25 protein-coding genes are annotated in these 22,772 nt (G+C 69.1%); 15 read left to right on the top strand and 10 right to left on the bottom strand.

The window, feature by feature from the left end:
* Positions 1 to 35: 35 nt before the first annotated feature.
* Positions 36 to 818 carry an enoyl-CoA hydratase/isomerase family protein gene (locus tag ACWIGI_RS04160; RefSeq protein WP_454200876.1) on the top strand — a complete coding sequence of 261 codons (783 nt, stop codon included), beginning with the start codon at positions 36 to 38 and terminating at the stop codon, positions 816 to 818.
* 49 nt (positions 819 to 867) lie between these two features.
* Here ACWIGI_RS04160 and ACWIGI_RS04155 read toward each other — a convergent pair whose 3' ends face one another.
* Positions 868 to 1,686: an alpha/beta fold hydrolase gene (locus ACWIGI_RS04155; RefSeq protein WP_454200875.1), complete on the bottom strand. Its 819-nt coding sequence runs from the start codon at positions 1,684 to 1,686 to the stop codon at positions 868 to 870.
* Between the two features lie 140 nt (positions 1,687 to 1,826).
* On the opposite strand from ACWIGI_RS04155, the gene ACWIGI_RS04150 reads away from it, so the two are divergent.
* Entirely contained in the window at positions 1,827 to 2,819 is a 993-nt protein-coding gene (locus tag ACWIGI_RS04150) for an acrylyl-CoA reductase family protein (protein ID WP_454200874.1), read from the top strand.
* A gap of 5 nt (positions 2,820 to 2,824) precedes the next feature.
* Here ACWIGI_RS04150 and ACWIGI_RS04145 read toward each other — a convergent pair whose 3' ends face one another.
* The 6 genes from ACWIGI_RS04145 to ACWIGI_RS04120 form a co-directional block, all read right to left on the bottom strand.
* Entirely contained in the window at positions 2,825 to 3,523 is a 699-nt protein-coding gene (locus ACWIGI_RS04145) for an endonuclease/exonuclease/phosphatase family protein (protein WP_454200873.1), read from the bottom strand.
* A gap of 88 nt (positions 3,524 to 3,611) precedes the next feature.
* Positions 3,612 to 3,869 carry a Txe/YoeB family addiction module toxin gene (locus ACWIGI_RS04140; protein WP_454200872.1) on the bottom strand — a complete coding sequence of 86 codons (258 nt, stop codon included), beginning with the start codon at positions 3,867 to 3,869 and terminating at the stop codon, positions 3,612 to 3,614.
* Positions 3,866 to 4,189: a type II toxin-antitoxin system Phd/YefM family antitoxin gene (locus ACWIGI_RS04135; protein ID WP_454200871.1), complete on the bottom strand. Its 324-nt coding sequence runs from the start codon at positions 4,187 to 4,189 to the stop codon at positions 3,866 to 3,868. Before ACWIGI_RS04135 ends, ACWIGI_RS04140 begins: the two co-directional genes overlap by 4 nt.
* Before the next feature lie 107 nt (positions 4,190 to 4,296).
* A complete protein-coding gene (lon, locus tag ACWIGI_RS04130) occupies positions 4,297 to 6,759 on the bottom strand; it encodes an endopeptidase La (protein ID WP_454200870.1) in 2,463 nt (820 codons plus the stop codon).
* Between the two features lie 171 nt (positions 6,760 to 6,930).
* A complete protein-coding gene (locus ACWIGI_RS04125) occupies positions 6,931 to 7,377 on the bottom strand; it encodes an iron chaperone (RefSeq protein ID WP_454200869.1) in 447 nt (148 codons plus the stop codon).
* Between the two features lie 87 nt (positions 7,378 to 7,464).
* Positions 7,465 to 7,821 (bottom strand): VOC family protein, encoded by a 357-nt coding sequence (locus ACWIGI_RS04120; protein ID WP_454200868.1) that lies wholly within the window; start codon positions 7,819 to 7,821, stop codon positions 7,465 to 7,467.
* A 223-nt stretch (positions 7,822 to 8,044) separates the two neighbouring features.
* On the opposite strand from ACWIGI_RS04120, the gene ACWIGI_RS04115 reads away from it, so the two are divergent.
* From ACWIGI_RS04115 to ACWIGI_RS04105, 3 genes are all read left to right on the top strand, one after another.
* Positions 8,045 to 8,890, top strand: coding sequence for an alpha/beta fold hydrolase (locus ACWIGI_RS04115; RefSeq protein WP_454200867.1), 846 nt, complete (start codon positions 8,045 to 8,047; stop codon positions 8,888 to 8,890).
* The gene (locus ACWIGI_RS04110; protein ID WP_454200866.1) at positions 8,890 to 9,474 is read left to right on the top strand and encodes a TetR/AcrR family transcriptional regulator; all 585 of its coding nucleotides are present in this window, start codon (positions 8,890 to 8,892) and stop codon (positions 9,472 to 9,474) included. Before ACWIGI_RS04115 ends, ACWIGI_RS04110 begins: the two co-directional genes overlap by 1 nt.
* Before the next feature lie 111 nt (positions 9,475 to 9,585).
* Positions 9,586 to 10,443 (top strand): alpha/beta fold hydrolase, encoded by an 858-nt coding sequence (locus ACWIGI_RS04105; RefSeq protein WP_454200865.1) that lies wholly within the window; start codon positions 9,586 to 9,588, stop codon positions 10,441 to 10,443.
* Between the two features lie 80 nt (positions 10,444 to 10,523).
* On the opposite strand, the gene ACWIGI_RS04100 is transcribed toward ACWIGI_RS04105, so the two are convergent.
* Entirely contained in the window at positions 10,524 to 11,231 is a 708-nt protein-coding gene (locus ACWIGI_RS04100) for a sporulation protein (RefSeq protein WP_454200864.1), read from the bottom strand.
* Between the two features lie 91 nt (positions 11,232 to 11,322).
* Here ACWIGI_RS04100 and ACWIGI_RS04095 point away from each other — a divergent pair, with 91 nt between their 5' ends.
* The 4 genes from ACWIGI_RS04095 (at position 11,323) to ACWIGI_RS04080 (ending at position 14,319) form a co-directional block, all read left to right on the top strand.
* Positions 11,323 to 12,372 carry a zinc-binding dehydrogenase gene (locus ACWIGI_RS04095; protein WP_454200863.1) on the top strand — a complete coding sequence of 350 codons (1,050 nt, stop codon included), beginning with the start codon at positions 11,323 to 11,325 and terminating at the stop codon, positions 12,370 to 12,372.
* Between the two features lie 227 nt (positions 12,373 to 12,599).
* Positions 12,600 to 12,809 carry a hypothetical protein gene (locus tag ACWIGI_RS04090; RefSeq protein ID WP_454200862.1) on the top strand — a complete coding sequence of 70 codons (210 nt, stop codon included), beginning with the start codon at positions 12,600 to 12,602 and terminating at the stop codon, positions 12,807 to 12,809.
* A gap of 115 nt (positions 12,810 to 12,924) precedes the next feature.
* Positions 12,925 to 13,284, top strand: a complete 360-nt coding sequence (locus tag ACWIGI_RS04085) for a hypothetical protein (RefSeq protein WP_454200861.1) — start codon at positions 12,925 to 12,927, stop codon at positions 13,282 to 13,284.
* Between the two features lie 576 nt (positions 13,285 to 13,860).
* Positions 13,861 to 14,319, top strand: coding sequence for a hypothetical protein (locus ACWIGI_RS04080; protein WP_454200860.1), 459 nt, complete (start codon positions 13,861 to 13,863; stop codon positions 14,317 to 14,319).
* Between the two features lie 85 nt (positions 14,320 to 14,404).
* Here ACWIGI_RS04080 and ACWIGI_RS04075 read toward each other — a convergent pair whose 3' ends face one another.
* Entirely contained in the window at positions 14,405 to 15,475 is a 1,071-nt protein-coding gene (locus ACWIGI_RS04075; protein ID WP_454200859.1) for a metallophosphoesterase, read from the bottom strand.
* A gap of 269 nt (positions 15,476 to 15,744) precedes the next feature.
* Here ACWIGI_RS04075 and ACWIGI_RS04070 point away from each other — a divergent pair, with 269 nt between their 5' ends.
* The 6 genes from ACWIGI_RS04070 (at position 15,745) to ACWIGI_RS04045 (ending at position 21,798) form a co-directional block, all read left to right on the top strand.
* Positions 15,745 to 17,100 carry a hypothetical protein gene (locus tag ACWIGI_RS04070; protein ID WP_454200858.1) on the top strand — a complete coding sequence of 452 codons (1,356 nt, stop codon included), beginning with the start codon at positions 15,745 to 15,747 and terminating at the stop codon, positions 17,098 to 17,100.
* Between the two features lie 148 nt (positions 17,101 to 17,248).
* Positions 17,249 to 18,040 (top strand): TIGR03084 family metal-binding protein, encoded by a 792-nt coding sequence (locus ACWIGI_RS04065; RefSeq protein ID WP_454200857.1) that lies wholly within the window; start codon positions 17,249 to 17,251, stop codon positions 18,038 to 18,040.
* Between the two features lie 406 nt (positions 18,041 to 18,446).
* Positions 18,447 to 19,235 (top strand): hypothetical protein, encoded by a 789-nt coding sequence (locus tag ACWIGI_RS04060; RefSeq protein WP_454200856.1) that lies wholly within the window; start codon positions 18,447 to 18,449, stop codon positions 19,233 to 19,235.
* Between the two features lie 10 nt (positions 19,236 to 19,245).
* Complete coding sequence (gene lhgO / locus ACWIGI_RS04055) at positions 19,246 to 20,430, top strand: L-2-hydroxyglutarate oxidase (protein ID WP_454200855.1); 1,185 nt, start codon at positions 19,246 to 19,248, stop codon at positions 20,428 to 20,430.
* A 128-nt stretch (positions 20,431 to 20,558) separates the two neighbouring features.
* Positions 20,559 to 21,095: an SRPBCC family protein gene (locus ACWIGI_RS04050; protein WP_454200854.1), complete on the top strand. Its 537-nt coding sequence runs from the start codon at positions 20,559 to 20,561 to the stop codon at positions 21,093 to 21,095.
* 10 nt (positions 21,096 to 21,105) lie between these two features.
* Complete coding sequence (locus ACWIGI_RS04045) at positions 21,106 to 21,798, top strand: ribonuclease H family protein (protein ID WP_454200853.1); 693 nt, start codon at positions 21,106 to 21,108, stop codon at positions 21,796 to 21,798.
* A gap of 104 nt (positions 21,799 to 21,902) precedes the next feature.
* On the opposite strand, the gene ACWIGI_RS04040 is transcribed toward ACWIGI_RS04045, so the two are convergent.
* Entirely contained in the window at positions 21,903 to 22,760 is an 858-nt protein-coding gene (locus tag ACWIGI_RS04040) for a hypothetical protein (protein ID WP_454200852.1), read from the bottom strand.
* Between the last annotated feature and the right edge of the window lie 12 nt (positions 22,761 to 22,772).

The raw sequence follows: 22,772 nt of genomic DNA, 5'->3' as shown, positions 1-22,772 counted from the left end.
TGGGTCCAGGAATACAGACGGAAGGCACGCATCCGATGACCACATACGAGAACATCAGCTTCGAGCCCGCCGGCCCGATCGCCCGCATCACGCTGAACCGGCCCACCGCCGCGAACGGCATCGACCAGGCCCTGGCCGACGAGCTGGTCCGCGCCGCCACCTACTGCTCCGAGGATCCGGCCGTCAAGGTCGTCGTGCTCACCGGGGCGGGCAAGTTCTTCTCCGCGGGCGGCGATCTGCAGGCCATGGCGAACAGCGCCGACACCGGGCAGTTCATCGAGAAGCTGGCGGGCACCCTGCACGAGGCGGTGTCCGCGCTGGCCCGGATGGACGCGCTGCTCATCGTCGCGGTGAACGGCACCGCGGCCGGGGCCGGGTTCAGTCTCGCCGTCGCCGGCGACCTCGTCGTCGCGGGCGAATCCGCCAAATTCACCATGGCGTACACCAAGGTCGGGCTGAGCCCGGACGGCGGCGCGTCCTACTACCTGCCGCGCCTGATCGGCCTGCGCCGCACCCAGGACCTCATGCTCACCAACCGCGTGCTCACCGCCGCCGAGGCGCTCGAGTGGGGACTGCTGCACCGGGTGGTGGCGGACGCCGAGCTCGCCGCGACCGTCGACGAGCTCGCCGAGCAGTTCGCCGCCGGGCCCAAGGGCTCCAACGCGCACGTCAAGAAGCTGCTGCTGGTGTCGGGGCAGCACACGCTCGAAGAGCAGCTGGCCACCGAGGCCGCGTTCATCACGAATTCCGCCGAATCGGCCGACGGTGCGGAGGGCATCGCCGCGTTCGTCGGCAAGCGGGCACCGAAGTTCGCCTGAGCCGGAGCCGGGATGCGGGGCGCGGCGACTGTCCGGCGCGCCCCGCCGCTCACCCCTTCATGAAGGCCAGGATCTCCGCGTTCACCTCGGCGGCGTGCGTGATGTACAGGCCGTGACCGGCGTCGGGGTACTCCTTCAGCACCGCGTGCGGGGCGAGCAGCACCGCCTGTCTGCTGCTGATCTCGATCGGGATCGACTGATCGGCCCAGCCGTGCAGCAGCAGGACCGGCAGGGTCAGCGCCTCGACGTCGGGGCGGTGATCGGAGGTGAACAGCTGACGCTGCACCTCGACCGAGGCGTACGGGGACGCCGAGAGGCAGCGGCTCATCTCCAGATCCATCACCGCCTGACTCGTGCCGGGCCGCAGGTGGGTGGCGAAATAGCCCTGCGCGCGATCGGCGAACCACTGCGGGCGGTCGGTGCGCAGCTGGTGCAGGGAGGCTTCGAGAAGTTCACGCGGCGCGCCCACCGGGTTGTCCGGGGTCTGGCACAGGTAGGGAATCGCGGGCGCCAGCAAGGCCAGGCGGACCGCACGGTCCTGCCCGTGCCGGGCCAGATAGCGCACCGCCTCCGCGCCGCCCGCCGAATGCGCGACCAGCGTGAAGTCGCGCAGGTCCAGGTGCTCGACGAGGCAGGCCAGATCGTCGGCGCGGGTGTCCACGTCGTAGCCGGTGCTCGGGCGTTCGGAGCGGCCGTGACCGCGCCGGTCCGGCAGGATGCAGCGGTAGCCCCGGTCCAGGAAGAAGTGCAGCTGGTACTCCCACATCTCCGAGTTCAGGGACCAGCCCGCCACGAAGAGGATCGGCTCCCCGGTGCCGTAGTCCTCGTAGGCGAGGGTGGTGCCGTCGGTGCTCTGGTAGGTCGGCATATCGGCTGCGCTCCTTTGCTTTTCGCGGGCTGGGACAACGGTCCCGCAGCGGGTGAGCGAAAGCGATTACCCGCGGGGTAATGCCGCCTCGCCGACGCCGGACCCTGTTGTGGGCGGGAGCCGGGTCCTATGCTCGGAGCATGGAATTCCAGGCGATGGTGGCACACGAATCGGACAGCGGGATCACGCTCGATCGCGAGGTGGTCACCGAGGATTTCCTGCCCGCGGGCGACGTGACGATCAAGGTGCATTTCTCGAGCGCCAACTACAAGGACGCCCTGGCCATCACCCCCGGCGGCGGCGTGGTGCGCGACTACCCGATCGTGCCGGGCATCGACATCACCGGTGAGGTGTTCCGCTCGGACAGCCCCGACTTCGCCGTCGGCGATCCGGTCGTGGCGCACGGGTACGGCATCGGCGTCACCGAGCACGGCGGCTTCGCCGAATACGCCCGGGTGCCGGCCGAGTGGGTGGTCAAGCTCGACGGGCTCACCCCGCGCGAGGCCGCCGCCATCGGCACCGCCGGGTACACCGCGGCGCTGAGCGTGCAGTCCCTGCTCGACCACGGACTCACCCCCGCCTCGGGTCCGATCCTGGTCACCGGCGCGACCGGCGGCGTCGGCAGCATCGCGGTGGACATCCTGTCCACGCTGGGGTTCGAGGTCATCGCCTCCACCGGCAAGCTCGGCACCACCGAACTGCTCACCACGCTCGGCGCGTCCGAGGTGATCGGGCGGCTCCCCGCCGAGGGCGAGAAGGTCCGGCCGCTGGGCAAATCGCTGTGGGCGGGCGCGGTCGACAGCGTCGGCGGCACCTCGCTCGCGCACATCCTCTCGACCACGAAATACGGTGGGGCGGTGGCGGTCAGCGGGCTCACCGGCGGCACCGACCTGCCCACCACGGTCATGCCCTTCATCCTGCGCGGGGTGTCCCTGCTCGGCATCGACTCGGTGCACCATCCCATCGCCGCGCGCCGTGAACTCTGGGCCCGGCTCGCGAAAGAGCTGAATCCGCAGAGCCTTTCGCTGCTGGAGAACTACGCGCCGGTCACCGAGGCCGGCGCCGTGCTGCACGCCGTCCTCGAGGGCACCCACTCCGGCCGCACCGTACTGGGCGTGGCCGGGGAGTTCTGAGCCCGTCAGTCGATGGTGGCGTGGACCAGGTTGTGGTCCGACACCCCCGCCACATCGACCACGGCGGCCGCGCGCACGGCGCGGCCGCGCGCGATGACGTGATCGATGAACTGGGATTTCGAGCTCGCGGTGCGCGGCCGGGTCGCGGCGGAGCCGGGCGCGAAACTCGCGAAGGCGAATTCGGGCCCCAGCGCGGTAGCCACGGTGATGCTGTCGGCGTTGAAATCGCCGAGCAGGACCGCTGGCTCGCGCCCGGCCAACTCGGCGAGCCGGGCGAATTGGACGTCTCGGCGACCGTCTCCGGTGACATGAGTCGCGATCACGAGCACGCCCCCGACCTCCACGGCGAGCGCGCCGTTACCGGGATCGTTGACGAACGGCTCGGCGGACACCTCCCGGCTCGGCCCGTCCACCATGAGCACCAGCGCTTCGGTGCCGTCGGCCAACTGCGAGGCAACCCGCTTGGGCCTGGGAATCCGCGGATACCGCAGCACGTGAAAACTCCTGCCCGGCATAACCCTTCGCAGTTCCGCCAACTGGTCGCCACTGACCTCCTGGAGCGCGATCACCTTTTCCGATCGGTCGGCCAACAGTCCCGCGACAGCGGAGATGCGCTCACGCTCGTCCGGCCACTTCTCGGCAATCTCGCTGTCCCAGTTGTCAGCGTGTACACGGTGCAGAACGTTCCAGGTGGCAACAGTCATCACAACCAATCACCGTACGAGAAATGAACGGCCCGTGCAGGTTTCGTTTCATGTGAAACATACACGGGCCGCAGCGGTAGCTGTGCGGCTACTGATAGTGGAAGCGGCAGGCGAATATGGTTACCGAGTCTTCTTCGATCACGTAGATGAGTCGGTGCTCACTGGTTATTCGACGAGACCACAGGCCCTGTAGGTCTCCACGCAGCGGCTCGGGCTTGCCAATGCCTTCGTGGCCATTACGAGTGATGTCATCTATCAGCCTGTTGGTTCGCCGTAGCGCTGCTCGATCGTTCTCCTGCCACCACAGGTAGTCCTTCCATGCCGGTGGAGTGAAGGTGATCTTCATTCCTCCACCTCGTCATCGACCGGTATCAGATCGTGCTCTTCGACCTCGCCGCGACGCCAGTGCGCGAGGGATTCGCGCAGATGCCGGGCATTCGCCTCGGTGCCGAGAAGGTATGCGGTCTCCTTCAGCGATTCATACTCGCGAAGCGAGATGACCACGGCGGGCTCACGACCGGCCCGGGTGATCACCACCTCTTCCAAATCGTCGGTGACCATGTCGAGGGCGCTGGCTAGGTTGGTCCGGAATTCGCTGGCGGACATCGGTCGCATGGCCATCTCCCTCACATGTTCAACTGACATGAATTCAGCGTACGTGATCACGTACACGACAGTGCGAGAATTCCATAGGTCACCGTGACAATCCCTCATACGCCGGTAGCCACGCCGAAGAGGATTTCTCATCGGCGTGGCTACCTGGGCGTGCGCTATCAGGCGGTGGCGCTCAGCGGGATGCCGTCGAGGGCCGGCTCCACGACCGGTTCGATGGCGTAGGCCAGGATGTCGGCCACGTCTGCGACGGGGCGCACATCCAGGGCGGCCAGGACCTCGGCGGGGACCTCGTCGAGATCGGGCTCGTTGCGGGCGGGGATGAAGACGGTCTTCAGGCCCGCGCGCTGGGCGGCGAGGAGTTTCTGCTTCACGCCGCCGATCGGCAGGACGCGCCCGTTCAGGGTGACCTCGCCGGTCATGCCCACATCCGCGCGGACCTGACGGCCCAGGGCGAGCGAGACCAGGGCGGTGACCATGGTGACGCCGGCCGAGGGACCGTCCTTGGGAACGGCGCCCGCGGGGAAGTGGATGTGGATGTTGCGATCCAGGACCTTCGGCTCGATCCCGATCTCCTCCAGGTGCGAGCGGACGTAGGTCAGCGCGATCTGCGCGGACTCCTTCATCACGTCACCCAACTGGCCGGTCAGGGTCAGCGAGCGCTCGCCCTCGGCGGCGTTGGCCTCGATGTAGAGGACGTCGCCGCCGGCGCCGGTCACCGCCAGACCCGTCGCGACACCGGGCACCGCGGTGCGTTCCACCCCGTCGGGGGTGAAGCGCGGACGGCCCAGGTAGTCCTTCAGGTCGCCGACGCCGATCACCAGGCGATCCGCGGCCGACACCGGAACCCCGGCGTCGTAGCCCAGCTCCGCGTCGTAACCCAGTGCGGCGGAATCGCTTCCGGTGTCCGGCACGAACTCGCCGGCGGAGACGATGCTGCCCGCGGCGGGGTCCGCCGACTCCGACAGCCTGGTCACCGCCTTGCGCAGGGCCTTGGCGATCAGCCTTTCCAGCTGCCGCACACCGGCTTCGCGGGTGTAGTTCGCCGCCACCTCGCGCAGCGCCTCGTCGGTGAACTCGACCTCGTCGGTGGTGAGCGCGTTGCGCTCGAGCTGCCGCGGGATCAGGAAGTCACGGGCGATGGCGACCTTGTCGTCCTCGGTGTAACCGTCGACGGTGATGAGCTCCATGCGGTCCAGCAGCGGGCCGGGGATGGTGTCCATGACATTCGCGGTCGCGATGAACAGCACGTCGGACAGGTCCAGATCCAGATCCAGGTAGTGATCGCGGAAGGTGTGGTTCTGCGCGGGGTCCAGGACCTCGAGCAGCGCCGCCGCCGGATCACCGCGGAAATCGGAGCCGACCTTGTCGATCTCGTCCAGCAGGACGACGGGATTCATCGAACCTGCCTCCTTCATCGCCCGCACGATGCGACCGGGCAGCGCGCCGACGTAGGTGCGCCGGTGGCCGCGGATCTCGGCCTCGTCGCGCACGCCGCCCAGGGCGACGCGAACGAACTTGCGCCCCAGCGACCGTGCCACGGACTCACCCAGCGAGGTCTTGCCCACGCCGGGCGGGCCGACCAGCACCAGCACCGCGCCGGAACCGCGACCGCCGACGACCTCCAGGCCGCGGGCGGCGCGACGAGCGCGCACCGCCAGGTACTCGACCATGCGGTCCTTGACCTCGTCCAGGCCGTGGTGATCGGCGTCCAGCACCGCGCGCGCGGCCGAGACATCGGTGCTGTCCTCGGTTTTCACGCCGAACGGCAGCTTCAGGACGGTGTCCAGCCAGGTGCGGATCCAGCCCGACTCCGGGCTCTGATCGCTCGCCCGCTCCAGCCGCCCGACCTCGCGCAGCGCGGCCTCGCGAATGTCCTCGGGCAGATCGGCGTTCTCGATCCGGGTGCGGTAATCCTCCGCGCCGTCCGGTTCGTCCTCACCGAGCTCCTTGCGAATCGCGTTGAGCTGCTGGCGCAGCAGGAACTCGCGCTGGGACTTCTCGACCCCGTCGCGCACTTCCTCACTGATCTTCTCGTTGACCTCGGTCTCGGCGATGTGCTGCTTGGTCCACTCGGTCAGCTTGGTCAAACGGGTTGCCACATCGAGGGTTTCGAGCAGCTCGCGCTTCTGGTCGTGGCTCAGGTACGACGCCCAGCCCGCCGCGTCGGCGATGGCCGACGGATCGGAGAGCTGATTGACCGCGTCGATGACCTGCCAGGCCTCACGGCGCTGGAGCACCGCGACGACCAGCTTCTTGTACTCGGCGGCCAGATCTCGGGTGCGGCCGTCGGCGGGCGGGGTCTCGACCAGCTCGGCCTCGACCCACAGGGCCGCGCCGGGTCCGGTCACGCCGTGGCCGATCTTCACCCGGCCCTCGGCCTTGAGGACCGCGGCGGGCGCGCCCCCGCGCATGCGGCCGACCTGCTCGATGGTGGCGACCACGCCGTATCCGGCGTAGCCCTGATCCAGTCGCGGCGCGACCAACACCTGGTTGACCTTGCCGGCCTGGGCGGCGTCGATGGCGGCCTGCGCGGACTCGTCGAGCTCGATCGGGACGATCATGCCGGGCAGCACGATCGGATCGGTCAGGAACAGGACCGGGAGGTTCTGGGTGTTGGTCACGACTGCTACCTCTTCCAAGATTGAGCGTCTCCTACTCAACTCAGGTTGAGCGTTACCCAGTCAACCTCGACCCCCGCCCGGTAATTCCGCGACCTTGTTCGCCCCCGGCGAACGCCCGGACCACCGGGTGGTGATCCGGGCGAAACAGCAGGCCGGGAGGTATTTCGCGGACTACTGGGCCGCGCGGGCGACGAGCGCGCCGAGGAACGCCTCGTCGGCCGGGGTCAGATCGGTGAGGGCGAAGGAGGTCGCCCACATCGAGGCCTCGTCCAGGTTCGCCTTGTCCTCGAAGCCGAAGGTGGCGTAGCGGGACTTGAACTTCTCGGCGCTCTTGAAGAAGCAGAGCACCTTGCCGTCCTTGGCGTAGGAGGGCATGCCGTACCAGAGCTTGGGCATCAGGTGCGGGGCGTTCGCGGTGACGATGGCGTGCACGCGTTCGGCCAGGGCGCGATCGGAGTCGTTCATCTCGGCGATCTTGGCGAGCACGTCGGCGGTGCCGTCGGCCTTGGAGGACTTGCCGCCGCGGCGGGCCTCGGTCTTGAGTTCGGCGGCATGGGCTTTCATGGCGGCGCGCTCGGCGGCGGAGAAGCCGACGGTGGTCTTGGTGGCGGTGGTCATTTCGGGTTCCTCCGGATGTGCGGTGTTCGGGTGCCGTGGTCGGCGGGAATGATTCGGGGACAGCGAGATTCGAAGAACCGCGGCGGTTCAGCGATCCTGGAGCAGGCCCAGGATGTTGCCGTCGGCGTCGCGCACCTCGGCGACGCGGCGACCGTTGCCGGTGTCGCGCAGGGACTGCCGCGCGGTCGCGCCGGCCGGGCCCAGTTCGGCGAGTTTGGCCTCGATGTCGGGCACCTCCCAGTAGATGACCGGGACGGTGTTGCCCTGCGGGCCGCCGTCCGGCACCAGGCCGATGTGGTGGCCGTCGACGGTGAAGCCGACGTAGTAGGTGCCCTCGATCTCCGGTTCCACCCCGAGCAGGGCGGTGTACAGCGCCTTGGCCGCGGTGAGATCGGAGACGGGGTACAGCACCGTCTTGATGCCCTTGGCTGGGGTGGCGGTCATAGTCTCCGGCTCCTGTTCGTGCTGGTTGGTATGGCTATAACGGTATTTCCGGGCGGTCGGCGCGACATCCGTGCTGACCACGGAAGGCACCACGGAAAGTCCACGGGCTCGGCCGTACGGAGGCCCGAAAAGCGGCGCGGCGCGCGGGGTTGACGAGATTGGCTAAAGCTATTAGCTTTATGGCTATCGAACTTAGCTTCACTTCTTCGAGGAGAGGGACACCATGACCGAGTACCTGGACATCGACGGCGGCCGGATCGCGTACGACGTGATCGGTGACGGCCCGCTGGTGGTGCTCTCGCACGGCATCGGCGATCGGCGCCAGGCTTACCGGCACCTCGCACCCCTGATCGCGGCGGCGGGCTACCGGGTGGTCAGCGCCGACATGCGCGGCCACGGCGAATCCAGCCTGAACTGGCCGTCCGAGACCGGGAAGGACGCCATCAGCCGCACCGACGTGGCGCGGGACCTGCTGGCCCTCATCGCGAAACTGGGCGGACCGGCCGTCATCGTCGGGCATTCGCTCTCCGGCGGCGCGGCGACCATCGCCGCCGCCGAAGGGCCGGAACTGGTGCGGGCGATCGTGGAGATCAACCCGTTCACCCTGGTGCAGAAGTTCGACCTCGGCGCGCTCGTCAAGACCCCGCGGTACCGCCGCGGCATGGTGCCGCTCATGTCGACGCTCGTCTTCAAGAGCCTGGGGCAGTGGGCGAAGTACCTGGACGTGTCGTACCCGACCAAGCCCGCCGACCACGACGCCGAGCTCGCGGCCCTGTTCGCCACGCTGCGCGAACCGGGCCGGATGGCGGAATTCATGAAGACCGGCAAATCCACCCCCGCCGACGCGCAGGCCCAGCTCGGCAACGTCACCCGGCCCGCGCTCGTCGTCATGGGCACCGCCGACCCGGACTTCCCGAACCCCGAGGCCGAGGGCCGCGCCGTCATCGCCGCCATGCCCGCCGGACTGGGCAGCCTCGGACTGGTCGAGGGCGCGGGCCACTACCCGCACGCCGAAATGCCCGAGCGCACCGCCGAACTGATCCTGCCGTTCCTGCAGGCGCACGCCTGATGCCGCGGGCCGGACTGAACAGAGCCGAGGTCATCGCCGCCGGTGCGGCGCTGGCCGACGAGGTGGGCTTCGCGAACCTGGCGCTGAGCCCGCTGGCGCAGCGGCTCGGCGTGCGGACGCCCTCGCTCTACAAGCACGTCGAGAGCCTGGCCGACCTGCAGCACGGCATCGCGGTGCTCGCGCTGACCGAACTCGACGCGCGTATTCGCGATGCCATGCACGGACATTCGGGCAGCGCCGCGCTCGCCGCCTTCGCCGACGGGTTCCGGGGCTACATCGTCGAGCACCCGGGCCGGTACGCGGCCACCGTCGGCGTCGAGCCGGCGGGGGCGGACGATCCACTGGGACAGCCGAGTTCACGGCTGTTGGAATCCATGGCGGCGGTGCTGCGCGGCTATTCCATCCCCGAGGCCGACACGATCCACGCGATGCGGACCCTGCGCAGCACCTTTCACGGGTTCGCCACCCTGCAGTCCGGGGGCGGATTCCAGTGGGACGGGGAACCGGACGCCAGCTTCGCCTGGATGGTTCGGTTCCTCGACCGGGGCCTGTTGCGGCTGGGCGAGACTTCCACCGGGGCCTGACAGGCCGCCGCACAACGCGATCCGGCACCGAAACCCGGGAAATGCCCGGCGGCGCGCACCGCGCGGCGCACGATGGGTGCGAGACCATCGGCAACGAAGCCCTGGAGCGTCATGAACGAGTTCGAATTCGACGGCACCCGTATCGCGTATCTCCGGCAGGGGGACGACGGCCCGCCGGTGCTCATGCTGCACAACGCCGGTTCCTCACACCTGATCTGGATGCCGCAGCTCACCGCGCTGGCCCGGAACCATCGGGTGTACGCGCTGGACCTGCCCGGCTACGGATCCTCGGACCGGCCCGCGGCCGGCTACACCCTCGAGCGCTACACCGAACTGGTGCGGGAGTTCGTGATTCGGCACGAGCTCACCGGCATCGGCCTGGTCGGCAACTGTCTCGGCGCGGCCATCAGCCTCACCCTGGCCCGCCGCGAACCCGGGCTCGTGCGCGCGGTGGTGGCGATCAACCCGCTCACCGAGAACACCGCCATGCACGGCGATCTCGGCCTCGCGGCGCGCGTCACCCGCGGCCTGCCCGGGTTCGGCGCCCGGGTGCTCGGCGGCTGGCACACCCCGGAATGGTTCGCGCGCACCACGATTCGCACCTGGTTCAGCAGCGGCCGCGCCTACCGCGAGTGCCCGTACGTCACCCCGCTGGCCGCCGGGTTCCCCGCCCGCGCCCTGGTGGGCCTGGTCCGCGACCTGGGTTCCTTCGCCACCCTGGACGACTGGCCCGATCGCGACGCGCTGCCCCCGGTCTGCACGATCTGGGGCACCGAGAACCGGATCCTGTCCGCCGCCGCCGGCCGGACCGTGAACGCAGCCCTGCGCCCCGAACGCGCCGAATGGCTGGACGGCTGCGGGCATGTCGCGATGCTGGAACGGGCGCCGGAGGTTACGGCGATCGTCGGCGAGTTCTTCGCCGAGCACCTGTCTCCCGTGGTTCCGGCGCCGGTGGCGGCCGAAAGCTGAACGCGTTCAGCCGGATACGGGCCGGCCGGGCGCGTGAAGGACCGCCGTACCCATCGACCGTCGGCGGATTTGGCGATGGGTCAGAGTGACGGTGGGGGCGGGGGCAGATGCGGGGACGGGCGGCGGGTGAACCACTCCCCCAGGCGGTCGGTCCAGGGCTCGGCCGCCGCCTGTTCGTGGGTGAGCTCGATGGAGTCCGCGGTGGGGCCGCCGAGTTCGTACCAGCTCACCGCCAGCGTGTTTTCGGTGGTGGCGAGCGCCAGGCGGGGGCCCGGGGCGGGTCGGCCAGGTAGACCGGACAGCTCGAAAACCTGGCCGCCGTCGAACAGCCGGCTCGTCTTCGGCTCCGCGCCGAGGGCAACGGCGGCGTTCAGGACGGCGAGCTGGGCGGGGAGCGGCACCACGCGCAGGGGGCGGGTGTGTCCGAGCGCGAGCGCACCCGCGCGCTCGGCGATCACGCGGATGTCCATCGACAGGGGATGGATCGGTTTGCCGCGCGATTCGGTCAGGGCCGTGTCCCACGGGATCCGGATGCGGAAGGGGATCAGGACCGAGCCCGAGTCCCGGACCCGGGTGTCGGTCGCCACCGTCTCGTCGAGGTAGATCCGGTGCCGGGCGGAGCCGAGGTCGTCGTCCCAGTCGGTGGGGTTCCGGCAGTTCACCTGGATCCGGGTGCGCGACACCGTCATCGGGTCCGAGCCACCGGTCAGACGCACCTGGCCGCCGAGTCGCCGCCCGGGTTGCACCCGCAGGGCATCCACCGTGAATTCCACGCCGCCGTCGACCATCGCACCGACCTCCCGTCCGGTCCCCGCCGGGACCCCACCACCGAACCACAGCCCGGGCGATCACCCGAACCCGGCACGCGATCGGCCTAGCATGGCGGTCGGAGTGCCCGAACCGATCTGCCACGAGGAGTCGATGACCATGCTCGCCGCGCGTCTACACCTGGGACCGAACCGCCGGTTGGAACTCGACGAGGTGCCGATCCCCGAACCGGGCCCCGATCACGTGCTGATCAAGGTGGAGGCGGCAGGGGTGTGCCTGTCGGACGTGCACCTCATCGACGGCACCCTGACCCCGCTGTTCCTGAAGGGCGACGTCGTCACCCTCGGGCACGAGGTCGCGGGCACCGTGCACGCCCTGGGACCGGGCGTCACCGGACCCGAGATCGGCGACCGAGTCCTGTTGCAGGCCGGGGAGATGCGCGGCCAGGCCACCTTCACCCGCGGCGTCGACTACGACGGCGGCTGGGCCGAATACACCCTGGCCCGGGTCGACACGCTGGTGCCGATTCCCGACGAGCTGCCCTTCGAGCAGGCGTGCTTCATCCCCGACGCGGTCTCCACCCCCTGGGCGGCCATCACCGCGACCGCCGAGATCAAAGCCGGTGAGCCGGTGGGCGTCTGGGGCGTCGGCGGCCTCGGCGCACACGGCGTGCAGCTCCTGCGCCTGGTCGGCGCCGCGCCGATCATCGCGGTGGACCCGCTGCCCGCAGCCCGCGACCGCGCCCTGGAGTTCGGCGCCGATCTGGCCTTCGACCCCGCCGACCCGGAGCTGCGCGCCAAGATCTTCGCCGCGACCGGCACCGGCCTGGCCGCGGCCTTCGACTTCGCCGGCGTCGCGGCTGTCCGCGAACAGGCCGTGGTGTGCCTGGGCCCCCAGGGCCGCCTGGTCCTGGTCGGCCTGACCGACAAGCCGATCACGGTGTCCGGCGGGACCGCCTTCAGCTTCTTCCAGCAGCAACTGCGCGGGCATTACGGGTCGGGGCCCGAGCATGTGACTCAGCTGGTGAAGTTGCAGGGGTTGCAGCGGGTCGACTTCTCGCGGTCGGTGAGCGCGGTGGTGCCTTTGGCGGACGCCGCCAAGGCGGTCCACGCGCTGGAAGCCAAGGAGGGCAACCCGATTCGGATCGTGCTGAAGCCCTGATTCGAGAGCGGGGCGCTTGGTCGCTGTTTTCCCGGATGTGCCCGCGTCGGACAGTTCGACGGACAGGGACGCGGCCGGATCCGGGAGTGCGGCGGCCTCGTTCAGGGGACAGAAGCAAGCTCAGACCTAGGTTCTTCGAGGCCTTCAGAGATCTCTTCGGAGGTAGGGAACTTCGATCATCTCGCAATGCGACACGAATATCCGTGTCTGACTTGATAATCGGGAACATGGCGTTCACCGTGCACACTTCCGACGACGCATCACCGGCCGGAATCGAATTCGGCGACGGCGACAGATACACCATCTACGGCTCCGGGGTCCTGAAGGTGGAGAGCAAGACCTACGGCACACGGATCTACTCGCCCGGGTTCTGGCAACTTCTCACCCACCATGAGCACGATGAGGCGAACCGCACCATCTACGGCGTCGACCTGTGAACTGAGCGATCCACTCCCGAAGGCGCATCACCGGACCGGTCGAGATCACCAGCGGACGAAGGCCGACCACCTGCGCGCCGGGTGACAAACAGCAATCCGACACGAGGGGGAAGTGTTGTCCGACAACGCATACGACACCGGCGCTCTGTTGCGCTATCGGGTATGGATTCTGGTCGAAGGCCCGGACGGGGAGGGGGCGATCACGTTCAACGCCTACGGCCCGGCCCTGCCCCGGGTCGGGGAGCGCCTGAACTTCAACGGCAAGTTCGGCGACGAGCTCAGCGTCGTGGTCACCGAGATCGACCACACCTGGTTCCGCGCGGGCGAGAGCACCAGGGACCTCGGCATCACCGTCGCCGCCGAGCTCACCGCACCACGCAACCAGACGTTGGCGGTACGCCTGATGGACGATATCGAGGCCACGGCCGAGTGGGTCGGCCAGTTCGCGCACCTGGAAGCGATGGACTGGTCCTAGCGGACTCCCTCGGCGCGGCCAATTGTGGCGCAGCGCTCGAATGAGCGGGCCAGAGGACACAGGCGACCACTGTGGGGACCGCGCGTGACGAAATTGACCTGGAAGGGCGAAAGCGATCCGCAGGTCGGCACCCCCTCTGACCATCAGGTTTGACTGGCAGGCAAGCTCGCAGTAGCGTTCACGCCAGTTGGCCACAGCTATGTCCAACCTGCCCCAAACCACTTGGTATGGGGCATTTTTCGTTTACCCACCGAGGCCTCCGGCGTATGCCGGGGGCCTTTCGTCGTTTGAGGAGGTATCGATGGACGCTGTCGTCTCGGCCGCCGGAGCGTGGACGGTGTTCTGGGTTCAGTTGCCTGTACTCGTGCTTGCGATAGCTGTCATCGTTCTAGGGATAACGGCCATTAGACGTGCGCATCCTGAGGACGTGCCCCGTGTATTCGAAGCGTTCACCGCGATCCTGGCCCGCCGATCCGCAGGGCCGCGGCGCCTGCCGCGCCGCGCATCGACAGCACCGGCTGACCCGACCCACCAAGAGGGAACGAGATGAGACGCCGGACAGAGAGGCGTGACGGGGTGGGCGAGCACATCGCTCATGCATCGACGTGGAAAGAAGCGGACGCCCTTATCGGTGAATCACTGGGCATCAATGCCACCGCGTTCTTCTATCAACTCTCCGAGCTGGTGGACATGATCGAGGACCTTCGCGACGACGAAAACCCCAGCGCTGGCTTCGCTGCGATGCTCGCAGGGTTTCGCCGTCCGGAGCTGCGAGCGCTGTTCGAAGGATCCGGCGACGCCACGCTCACCGGAATCGCGTGTGAAACCTGTGGGGGAGCGTTACGACGCGAAAAACGGGGGCGCCCAAGGCGGTACTGCCGTCCGGCATGTCGGCAGGCGGCCAACCGGCGTAGGCGGGGGCAGACACTGCGCCCGTACGAACTCCCGGCCCACATGGTGTTCATACTGGCCAACCTGGAGCTTCGGCAGTTGTGCGCACACGCGCACCGACAGGTCGAAAAGAAGCCCGACTGAACTCACTGCGTGATCGATGGGCGTCGACGCGTTTGAATCCGCTCCCGCAGCCGAAGTGGTTGCGGGAGCCGGGACTTGGGGACGTTCAGGCCAGGCGACGTTGGAAAGCGTTGACGGGCCGGCCGGTTGACGGATCCACGGTATAGACGGCGAGGTCGGCGGTCGACGGAGTCAGGTCCAGGACCATGAAGCCCAGATCGGTGAAATTCTCGTACAGGGCCGGGGTCGTCGCGCCCTTCGCGTGGGAGCCGGAGTTCGTTTTGGCCGCGGCGCCGGAGACCAGTTGGCGGGTGCCCTTCGTCGCGGGGGTCGGCTCCAGGACCTGGAGGCAGTGGTCGTGGCCGGAGAGGACGTAGTTCGCGCGGCCCAGGACGTGCGTTTCGAAGAACGTCTTCACGTGGTTGCCGTTGATCGGCTCGATCGTCAGGCCCTCGTAGGCGCCGGCGTTGCCGTGGCTGCCGTTGCTCAGATACGGGTGGTGGGTGCAGACGATCTTCCACTGGGCGGTGGACTCGTCGAGGGCGCGATCCAGCCAGGCCGCCTGCTCGGTCATGAACTGACCGTCGGCGGCCCAGAAGGGGGCGAACAGGGGCGGGAGATACGCCGCGATCGGGTTCAGGTCGAGCACGAAGAACTCGACCACCGGGCGACCGGGCGGGCCGACCGGGACCGAGTAGTAGCGAGCGGGCATCCACCAGCGCGGGGACCTGGCGTGATAGGCCACCTCGTGATCGCCGCGCAGCAGCCAGCCGCCGTCGCCGGGGATGATCGAGGAGTTGTCGTGGTTGCCCTGCACCATGATCCAGGGGAAATCGAGGCCGTGATTGGGGTCCTCGAACTTGGCGGCGAACTGCGCGTCGTCACTGGCCCACGGACCCGACTCGTACACGTTGTCGCCCAGGCCGAGCGCCAGCGCGAACGGATTCTCCGCGTGCAGCGCGCGGATCGCGTCGGCGACCGCCCACTGCGGGCGGGCGCCGGTGCCCGCGTCGCCGGTGATCAGCACGCGCAGGTCGGCGCCGTCGGGGAAGGGGAACTTCGTCACGGCCGGCGCGGGTGCGGGCTCGGCCCAGGCGGGCCCGGCCGCGGCGGCCAGGGTCGCGACACTCGCGGCGGTGGCGGCGCCGGTCAGAAAGCCACGGCGGTCGACGGTCATCGGGATCTCCCTCACCCTTTCCTTCTGGTCGATTGACCAGTATTCCCGGTCCGCGCGCCCGCCGCGCGGTATGCCGATATTTCGCCCCACCCTATCCACCGGAAGCCACATGTTTGCCGGACCCCGGAGCACGCGCCGGACCCGGCCGCGCCGACACGTTCGCCGAGGCCATGGACCTTTTGACACCATCCGCCGCCGGTGAGAGTGTTGACCGACGCTTGTCTCGAGTGGCAGGCGTCTCGGGCATCGAACGCGCAGGGGGACGCAGCATGACGACACTGGCCTCGGGCGTCTTCATCAATTGGGAAGAGCTGACCGGCCAGTCAAAACTCGTCGTGGATCTGATCAGCTTCCCGCTCTTCAGCGCCATCGCCGGCTGGCTCACCAACTGGACCGGCGTGCTGATGCTGTTCTGGCCGGTCTACTTTCGCGGATTCCGCATCCCCGGCCTCGAACTGCTCTACCCCTACTTCCCGCGCCGGGTCCAGGTGCTGCCCACCTTCTCCGGCGACGGCAAACGCCTGGGCTTCCAGGGCTTCATCCCCGCCCGCGCCGAGAAGATGGCGAGCATCTGCGTGGACGTGGCCATCATGCGAATCGGCAGTCCCCGGGACTTCATTCGCGAACTCGACCTGGACGGCATCGCCGACTACATCGCCGAGGTCGGGCGCAAGCAGGTGCCGTCCCTGGTCAACGAGGTGATGCTGCGGGAGAACCCGGACATCTGGAACGCGGTGCCGCGCGCGGTCCGCAACGTGCTGTACCAGCGCATCGAGCGCGAACTGCCCACGCTGGCCCGCACCGCCTTCGAACAACTCGGCGACAATGTCGATCAGCTCATCGACATCAAGGCCTTCGTCATCCGGTACCTGCGGCAGAACCCGCACATCCTGAAGGACCTCACCACCACCGTCGCCGCGCCCGAGCTCAAGTTCATGGTGCGCATCGGCCTGCTGGGCGCGCCGTTCGGCCTGCTGCTCGCGCTGTACATGCATGTGCACCAGAGCATTCCGGTCATCGGCTGGATCCCGGGCTGGGCCGTCATCCTCACCGCGGCCGCCGCCATCGGCGTGGCCGTCAACGTCATCGCCATCAAGATGATGTTCGAGCCCGGCGATCCGCAGCCGCGCTACAAATACCTGTGGAAGCAGGCGCTGCTGGCCAAGCGGCAGCCCGAGGCCGCCGCCGACCTCGCGCACATCCTGGCCTACCAGGTGCTGACCCTGCCCAACCTGGCCGAGGAACTGCTGGACGGGCCCAACGGCGACAAGACCCGCCAGCTGCTCGAACGGCTCATCTCCGCCGAGATCCATCGCCAGCTCGGGCCGACCCACACCTTCGTGCGCGCCGCCTTCGGGGCGCGGCAGTTCGACAATCTCAAGGTCGGCGCCGCCGGCGCCGCGGCGGGCCTGGCCCCCAGCCTCACCGAGGATCCGGAATTCGCCGCCGCCCAGGCCAAGAAGATCGACGAATTCGCCGCGCGCAAACTGCAGCTTCTCACCCCCGGCGAGTTCATGGAGATGTTCTACGCCTCGGTGGAGCAGGACGCGTGGCTGCTCTACCTGCACGGCGCGGTGCTCGGACTCGCCGTCGGCGGGGTGCACCTGGCCCTGTTCGGCTGGTAGCCAGAAAGTCGCTCACCTGCGCTAACAGCGTCGCCGTAAATACAAGCACGCACGCTTGCATTTTTCTGGCCGCACTGCGATGCTGACCGTCGACGGCATTCACCGGCACGGTGGACGACCGGTTTCCGCGCGGCGACAAGGACTTGCGATGGCCGATCTCGAGGCGCTACTGGCCGACTTCACCGCCGAATGCGGTGACCTGGACGCGCTGGTCGCCGACCTGGACAGGGTCGACTGGACGCAGGACACCCCCGCCGCCGGCTGGACCATCGCCCATCAGATCGGGCATCTGCACTGGACCGATCAGGTCTCGGTCATCGCCGCCACCGACGCCGAGCGCTTCGGCGCACTGGTGCAGGAAGCCCTCCCCCGGGCGCTGACCTTCGTGGACGAAGCCGCCGAGATCGCGGCCGAACAGCCGCCCGCCGACCTGCTCGCCGCCTGGCGCCGCGACCGCGCCGCCCTGGTCGAGGCGCTGCGCGTCGTTCCGGCCGGAGTCAAACTCCCCTGGTTCGGCCCGCCCATGAGCGCCGCGTCCATGATCACCGCCCGGCTCATGGAGACCTGGGCGCACGGGCAGGACGTGGCCGACGCGCTCGGGGTCACGCGCACGCCGACCGCCCGGCTGCGCAACATCGCCCACCTGGGCGTGCGCACCCGAAACTTCGCGTACATCACCAACAATCGGGCCGTGCCCGCCGAGGAGTTCCGCATCGAACTCACCGCGCCGGACGGCGACACCTGGGCGTGGGGCCCCGAGGACGCGGCACAGCGGTTGCGCGGACCCGCCCTGGACTTCTGTCTCGCCGTCACCCAGCGCCGGCACCTGGACGATCTCGCACTCGAGATCGAGGGCGCGGACGTGGCCGAATGGCTGGGTCTGGCACAGGCTTTCGCGGGCCCGCCCGGAACAGGACGAACGGCAGGCCAGTTCCACTGACCTGCCGTCGATCCCGGCCTCCGGCCCGTCGGACCTTCACCTGAGGCGATGTCGGCGCGACATCTGCCCCGAGTCCCATTCCAGGAGGCAAGGAGCGAGCGAGCGCCACCGTGGGTGCGCCGTGCCTGGTGCGACCGGACGACATTGGCCGGAAGTCCTCGATGGCAGTCGAGTTGGCGCTCGCCGCTACCCGGTATTTACCCACCCTTTCGAGGGCGGAAACCTCTCCGTTCCCGTGGAATCGCTGGCCACCGCGATATGCGTTCCATGCTGTGATCCTGCTCTCATCGACGACTGCCGCCACCGCGCGCCGCCGTAACCTGGACGCGCGTACGACTTTCAATGGTGCGGGTCGTGGGCGTCGAAAGACGCAGGGGGACCAGGGGAGAGGAAGGACGCACCAGTCATGTCGCACGAACTCGCGACGCAGGCCGTCCGGTCGACCCGGCGCGCGGCACAGGCGGCCCGCTACACCGCCGTCGTCACCGCCGCCATGGCCAGCATCGGCCTCACCGTCACCGCGGGCGCCTACATCGCCAATCAGATGGCGGGCGTACAGCATTCGGACAGCATCCTCGCCGGACCAGCGCCCGCGCGGGATCGCACCGCGGTGAGCGCGGATCGCTACCCGGGCGACGTCGTGCCGCTCGCCGAAAGAACCGATATCGCAGCGCTGCTCGGACACCCGCGCACGGTGGCGATCAACCACGACGGACCGGCCACGACGCAGGGCGTCACCGCCGACGAGGCGCCGCGGCCGCAGAGCTCCGCGCTGGCCGGGCAACTGCGGGTCGGAAACACCTACGTCGGCGCGCAAGTGCTTCCCGTGCAGCGCAATTCGCTGACCTTCACCGTGGACACCAACCTGTTCGCCACCCTCGCCGACCTGGTGCTGCGCGGGCCGATCGGCGAACAGCTCGGCGTGGTCGGCAGCAATCCGAGCGCGGTCACCCAATTGCGCACCGATCTCGACACCCGGCGCGGCGAGGTCACCCTGACCCTGTCCGATCCGGCCATCGGGGCCCACGGCCTGCAGCTGGCCCGCCACCCCGCGCCGGCGGCCACCGCCGCCACCGGCGAGTTCGCCACACCGGAACACCCCGTCGTACCCGAACACCCCGGCGCGGCCGACACGCTCGACCCCGCCGGCACCCGGGAGGGGTCGCCCGACACGCCGGACGGCACCGCTGTGTGAGACTTCCCCCGTGTACGACTACTGCGTGATCGGCGGCGGCATCGTCGGGGTGGCCACCGCGCACCGCCTGCTCGAACGGCATCCGGGCGCCCGTCTGCTCCTGCTCGAGAAGGCGGACCGGCTCGCCGTCCACCAGACCGGGCACAACAGCGGGGTCATCCACTCGGGCATCTACTACGAGCCGGGCAGCCTCAAGGCCCGGCTGTGCCGCGAAGGCGCGGAGTGGACCAAGACCTTCGCCGCCGAGCACGGGATTCCGTTCGAGGTGTGCGGAAAACTGCTGGTGGCCACCGACGCCGCCGAGCACGCCCGCATGCTGGCCCTCTACGAGCGGTCCGTCACCAACGACGTCGAGGTGGAACTGCTGGACGCCGCCGAACTCCGGCGGCGCGAACCCCGGGTGCGCGGGGTCGGCGCGCTGTTCGTCCCGAGCACCGGGATCATCGACTACACCCGCGTCACCGAGGCGCTGGCGGACCGGGTGCGCGCGGGCGGCGGCGAGATCGTGCTGGGCGCGGAGATCACCGCGATCGGCGAGAACGAGGACGCGGTAACGGTTTCCGGGCCCGCGGGCACCTGGCGCACGGCCCGGCTGGTGGTCTGCGGGGGTTTGCAGGCCGATCGCCTGGCCCGGCTCGCCGGTCTCGATCTCGACCTGCGCATCGTGCCGTTCCGCGGCGAGTACTACCGGTTGCCGGCGCATCGCCGGAATCTGGTGCGCACCCTCATCTATCCCATTCCGGATCCCGAATTGCCCTTCCTGGGCGTGCATTTGAGCCCGACGATCGACGGCGAGCTGACCGTCGGCCCGAACGCGGTGCTCGGGCTCGCCCGCGAGGGCTACCCCAAGGGCAGCGTGAATCTGCGGGACGCGCGAGAGGTGCTGGGGTTCCCCGGTTTTCACCGGGTGGCCGCGGCCAACGTGCGGACCGGACTGCGCGAGATGCGGAACTCGCTGTTCAAGCGCGGATATCTGGCCGAGTGCCGCCGCTACTGCCCCGAACTGACCGCGGCGGACCTGCTCCCGCGCACCGCGGGCATCCGGGCGCAGGCGGTGCTGCGCGACGGCACGCTGGCGCACGACTTCCTGATCGAGCGGACGCCGCGCTCGGTGCACGTGCTCAACGCCCCGTCCCCGGCGGCCACCTCGGCGCTGCCGATCGCCGAGCACATCGCCGCACAATTGGACAATTGACCGAAATCGGGGGAATTGCCGGGCGAGCGCTGGATATCCACATCGGCACCCGCGATATCCGGGTATCCATTTAATAAATAGGATTGCTGTAGTACTTTTGTTGGCAGCCGTGGGACAGGGAGCAGCCTATGGGCCACATCAAATACGCGAGTGACGTCGGTGCGCCGGTCGAGGTCGCGTTCACGTACACGGACAACCATCAGTTCGTGCCGGACTGGGCCTTCACCGTGGCGGCCTTCGAACCGATCGGGGAATCCGATCACGGTTCGGGAGCCGTCTTCGCGACGACCCTCCGGGTCGGCCCGTGGCATCCCACGGTCGAGTGTGAGATCACCGAGTACCGCCGCAACGCGGTCATCGAGTACACGCTGCGCAGGCGCCGGAAGGGGAAGCCGGCGCCCGCGCGGCGTGGCGAGGACGAACGGGCGGCCACCGGCTGCGCCGATCCCCTCGCGGTGATCAAGCTGCGCTTCGACCCGCTCGGCTACGGCCGCGCCGTGCTGACCTCGGAAACCGAGTACTGGACGCCGCCGGGACTCACCGGGCGACTGCTCTCCCGTATGCTGGCAGCCGCCGTACAATCAGCGGTTCGGCGTACCGAGTCGCAATTGCGTAGGGAGATAGAGGAATTCCACGGAACGGATCTTGTCGGCCGGATTGCGTAGGGTAACCAGCATGATCATCGTGAGCACCGACGGATCGTGCCTGCGGAACCCGGGCGGCGCCATCGGCTGGGCCTGGGTCAATCACGCGGGCGGGTCGGGCGACGGCGGTGCGGTCTCGGGCACCAACCAGATCGCCGAACTCCGCGCGCTGCTGGAAGCCGTGCGCGCGCACTCGGGCTCCGAACCGCTGCTCATCGAGAGCGACTCGCTCTACGCCATCAAATGCGCCTCCGAGTGGATCAACGGCTGGCGGCGCAACGGCTGGCGCACCTCGAGCGGCGCCGACGTGAAGAACATCGAGCTGATTCGCGAGATCGACCGGGCCATCGCCGCCCGGCCCGGTCCGGTCCGATTCCGCTGGGTGCGCGGCCACGTGGGCAACTACTTCAACGAGCAGGCCGACACGTTGGCCGGACAGGCCGCCCGCAAGGTCGCCGCGTCCGGCGTCGGCACCGACGCGCCCGGCAGCAACGCCGCCGGAGTACTCGCCGCCACCGAACCGGCGCCGGCCGAGCCGCGGATCGAACCGCTGCCCGCCGAGCCCGTCACCGAGCCGATCCCGGTGATCACCCCGCAGCCCGCGCCCGCCGCACCGGCCGTCGCCACCGCGCTGCCCGCGAGCGCGCACACCGCGAAGACGCCCCGCCGCCGCGCGACCGCGGCCAAGAACGCACCGGTCGCGGACGCGCTGACCCTGTTCTGAGACACGGCCTTTCGGGCCTGCACCGGCGTGGCGACACGCCCGGATACGACGAAACCGCCGCCCGTGGATCCTGCACGGGCGGCGGTCGCCGAAGATCGGCTCGACTAGTTGCCGGGGGCCGGGGCGGTGCTCGGCGCGGGCGCGGTGCTCGGCGCCGCGCCGCCACCGCCGGTCGGGCCGGCGAGGCTCTTCATGGCGGGGGAGTCGAAGTTGGCGACCTTCCAGACGCCGTCCGTGTTCTCCAGTTCCGCCACGCCCGGCACGGTCAGCATGTCGGACTGGGCCACCACGCCGTTGGACCGGACCTGGGTCAGGATCAGCACGACCTTGGCCTTGCTGTCGTCGCCCGACTCCCACGCGCAATGGATCTCGTCCAGCGTGGACTTGGCCTGCACGCTGGACATGGCCTCCTTCAGCGCGCCGGACGCGCCGTCGAAGAAGGACAGCCACTGCCCGGTGGACAGGTCCTTCACCCGGGTGAAGTAGTCGTCCAGGCTCTTGGCGTCGTAGTTGGAGACGGCCTTGCCGAAATCGCAGGCCGCGGCGGTCGCGGCGTCGCGCGCCTCGATCTCCTGCTTGCTGTCGTCGGCCTGCTTCCACAGCACCACGCCGGCCGCGACCGCGGCCACCAGCACCACGCCCGCGGCGAAAGCGGCGATGAGCGGGACCGGCCCCTTGCCGAACCGGCCACCGCCGGACGCGGCGGGCGCCGGAGCCTTGGACGCCTTGGGCTCCTTGGCCGCGGACTTGGGCGGCTGCGGGATCGCGGCCGTGTCCGACTCCTTGGTCAGCTCCGGCTTGGCGGCGGGCGCCTGCTCGGCCGCCGCGTCCGCGGCGGGGATCTTCGCGGTCTCGGCATCGGCGCCGGAACCGCTCTCGGAACCGCTCCCAGGGGCTACGGCGTCGGCCTTGGTGGTGGCCTGGTCTTCAGTTGTCTTGTCCTGGGCGGCGTCATCCGACATGGATCGATCCCC

The organism is Nocardia sp. NPDC055321, from assembly GCF_053645575.1.
This window is presented reverse-complemented; position numbering and strand designations above follow the sequence as displayed.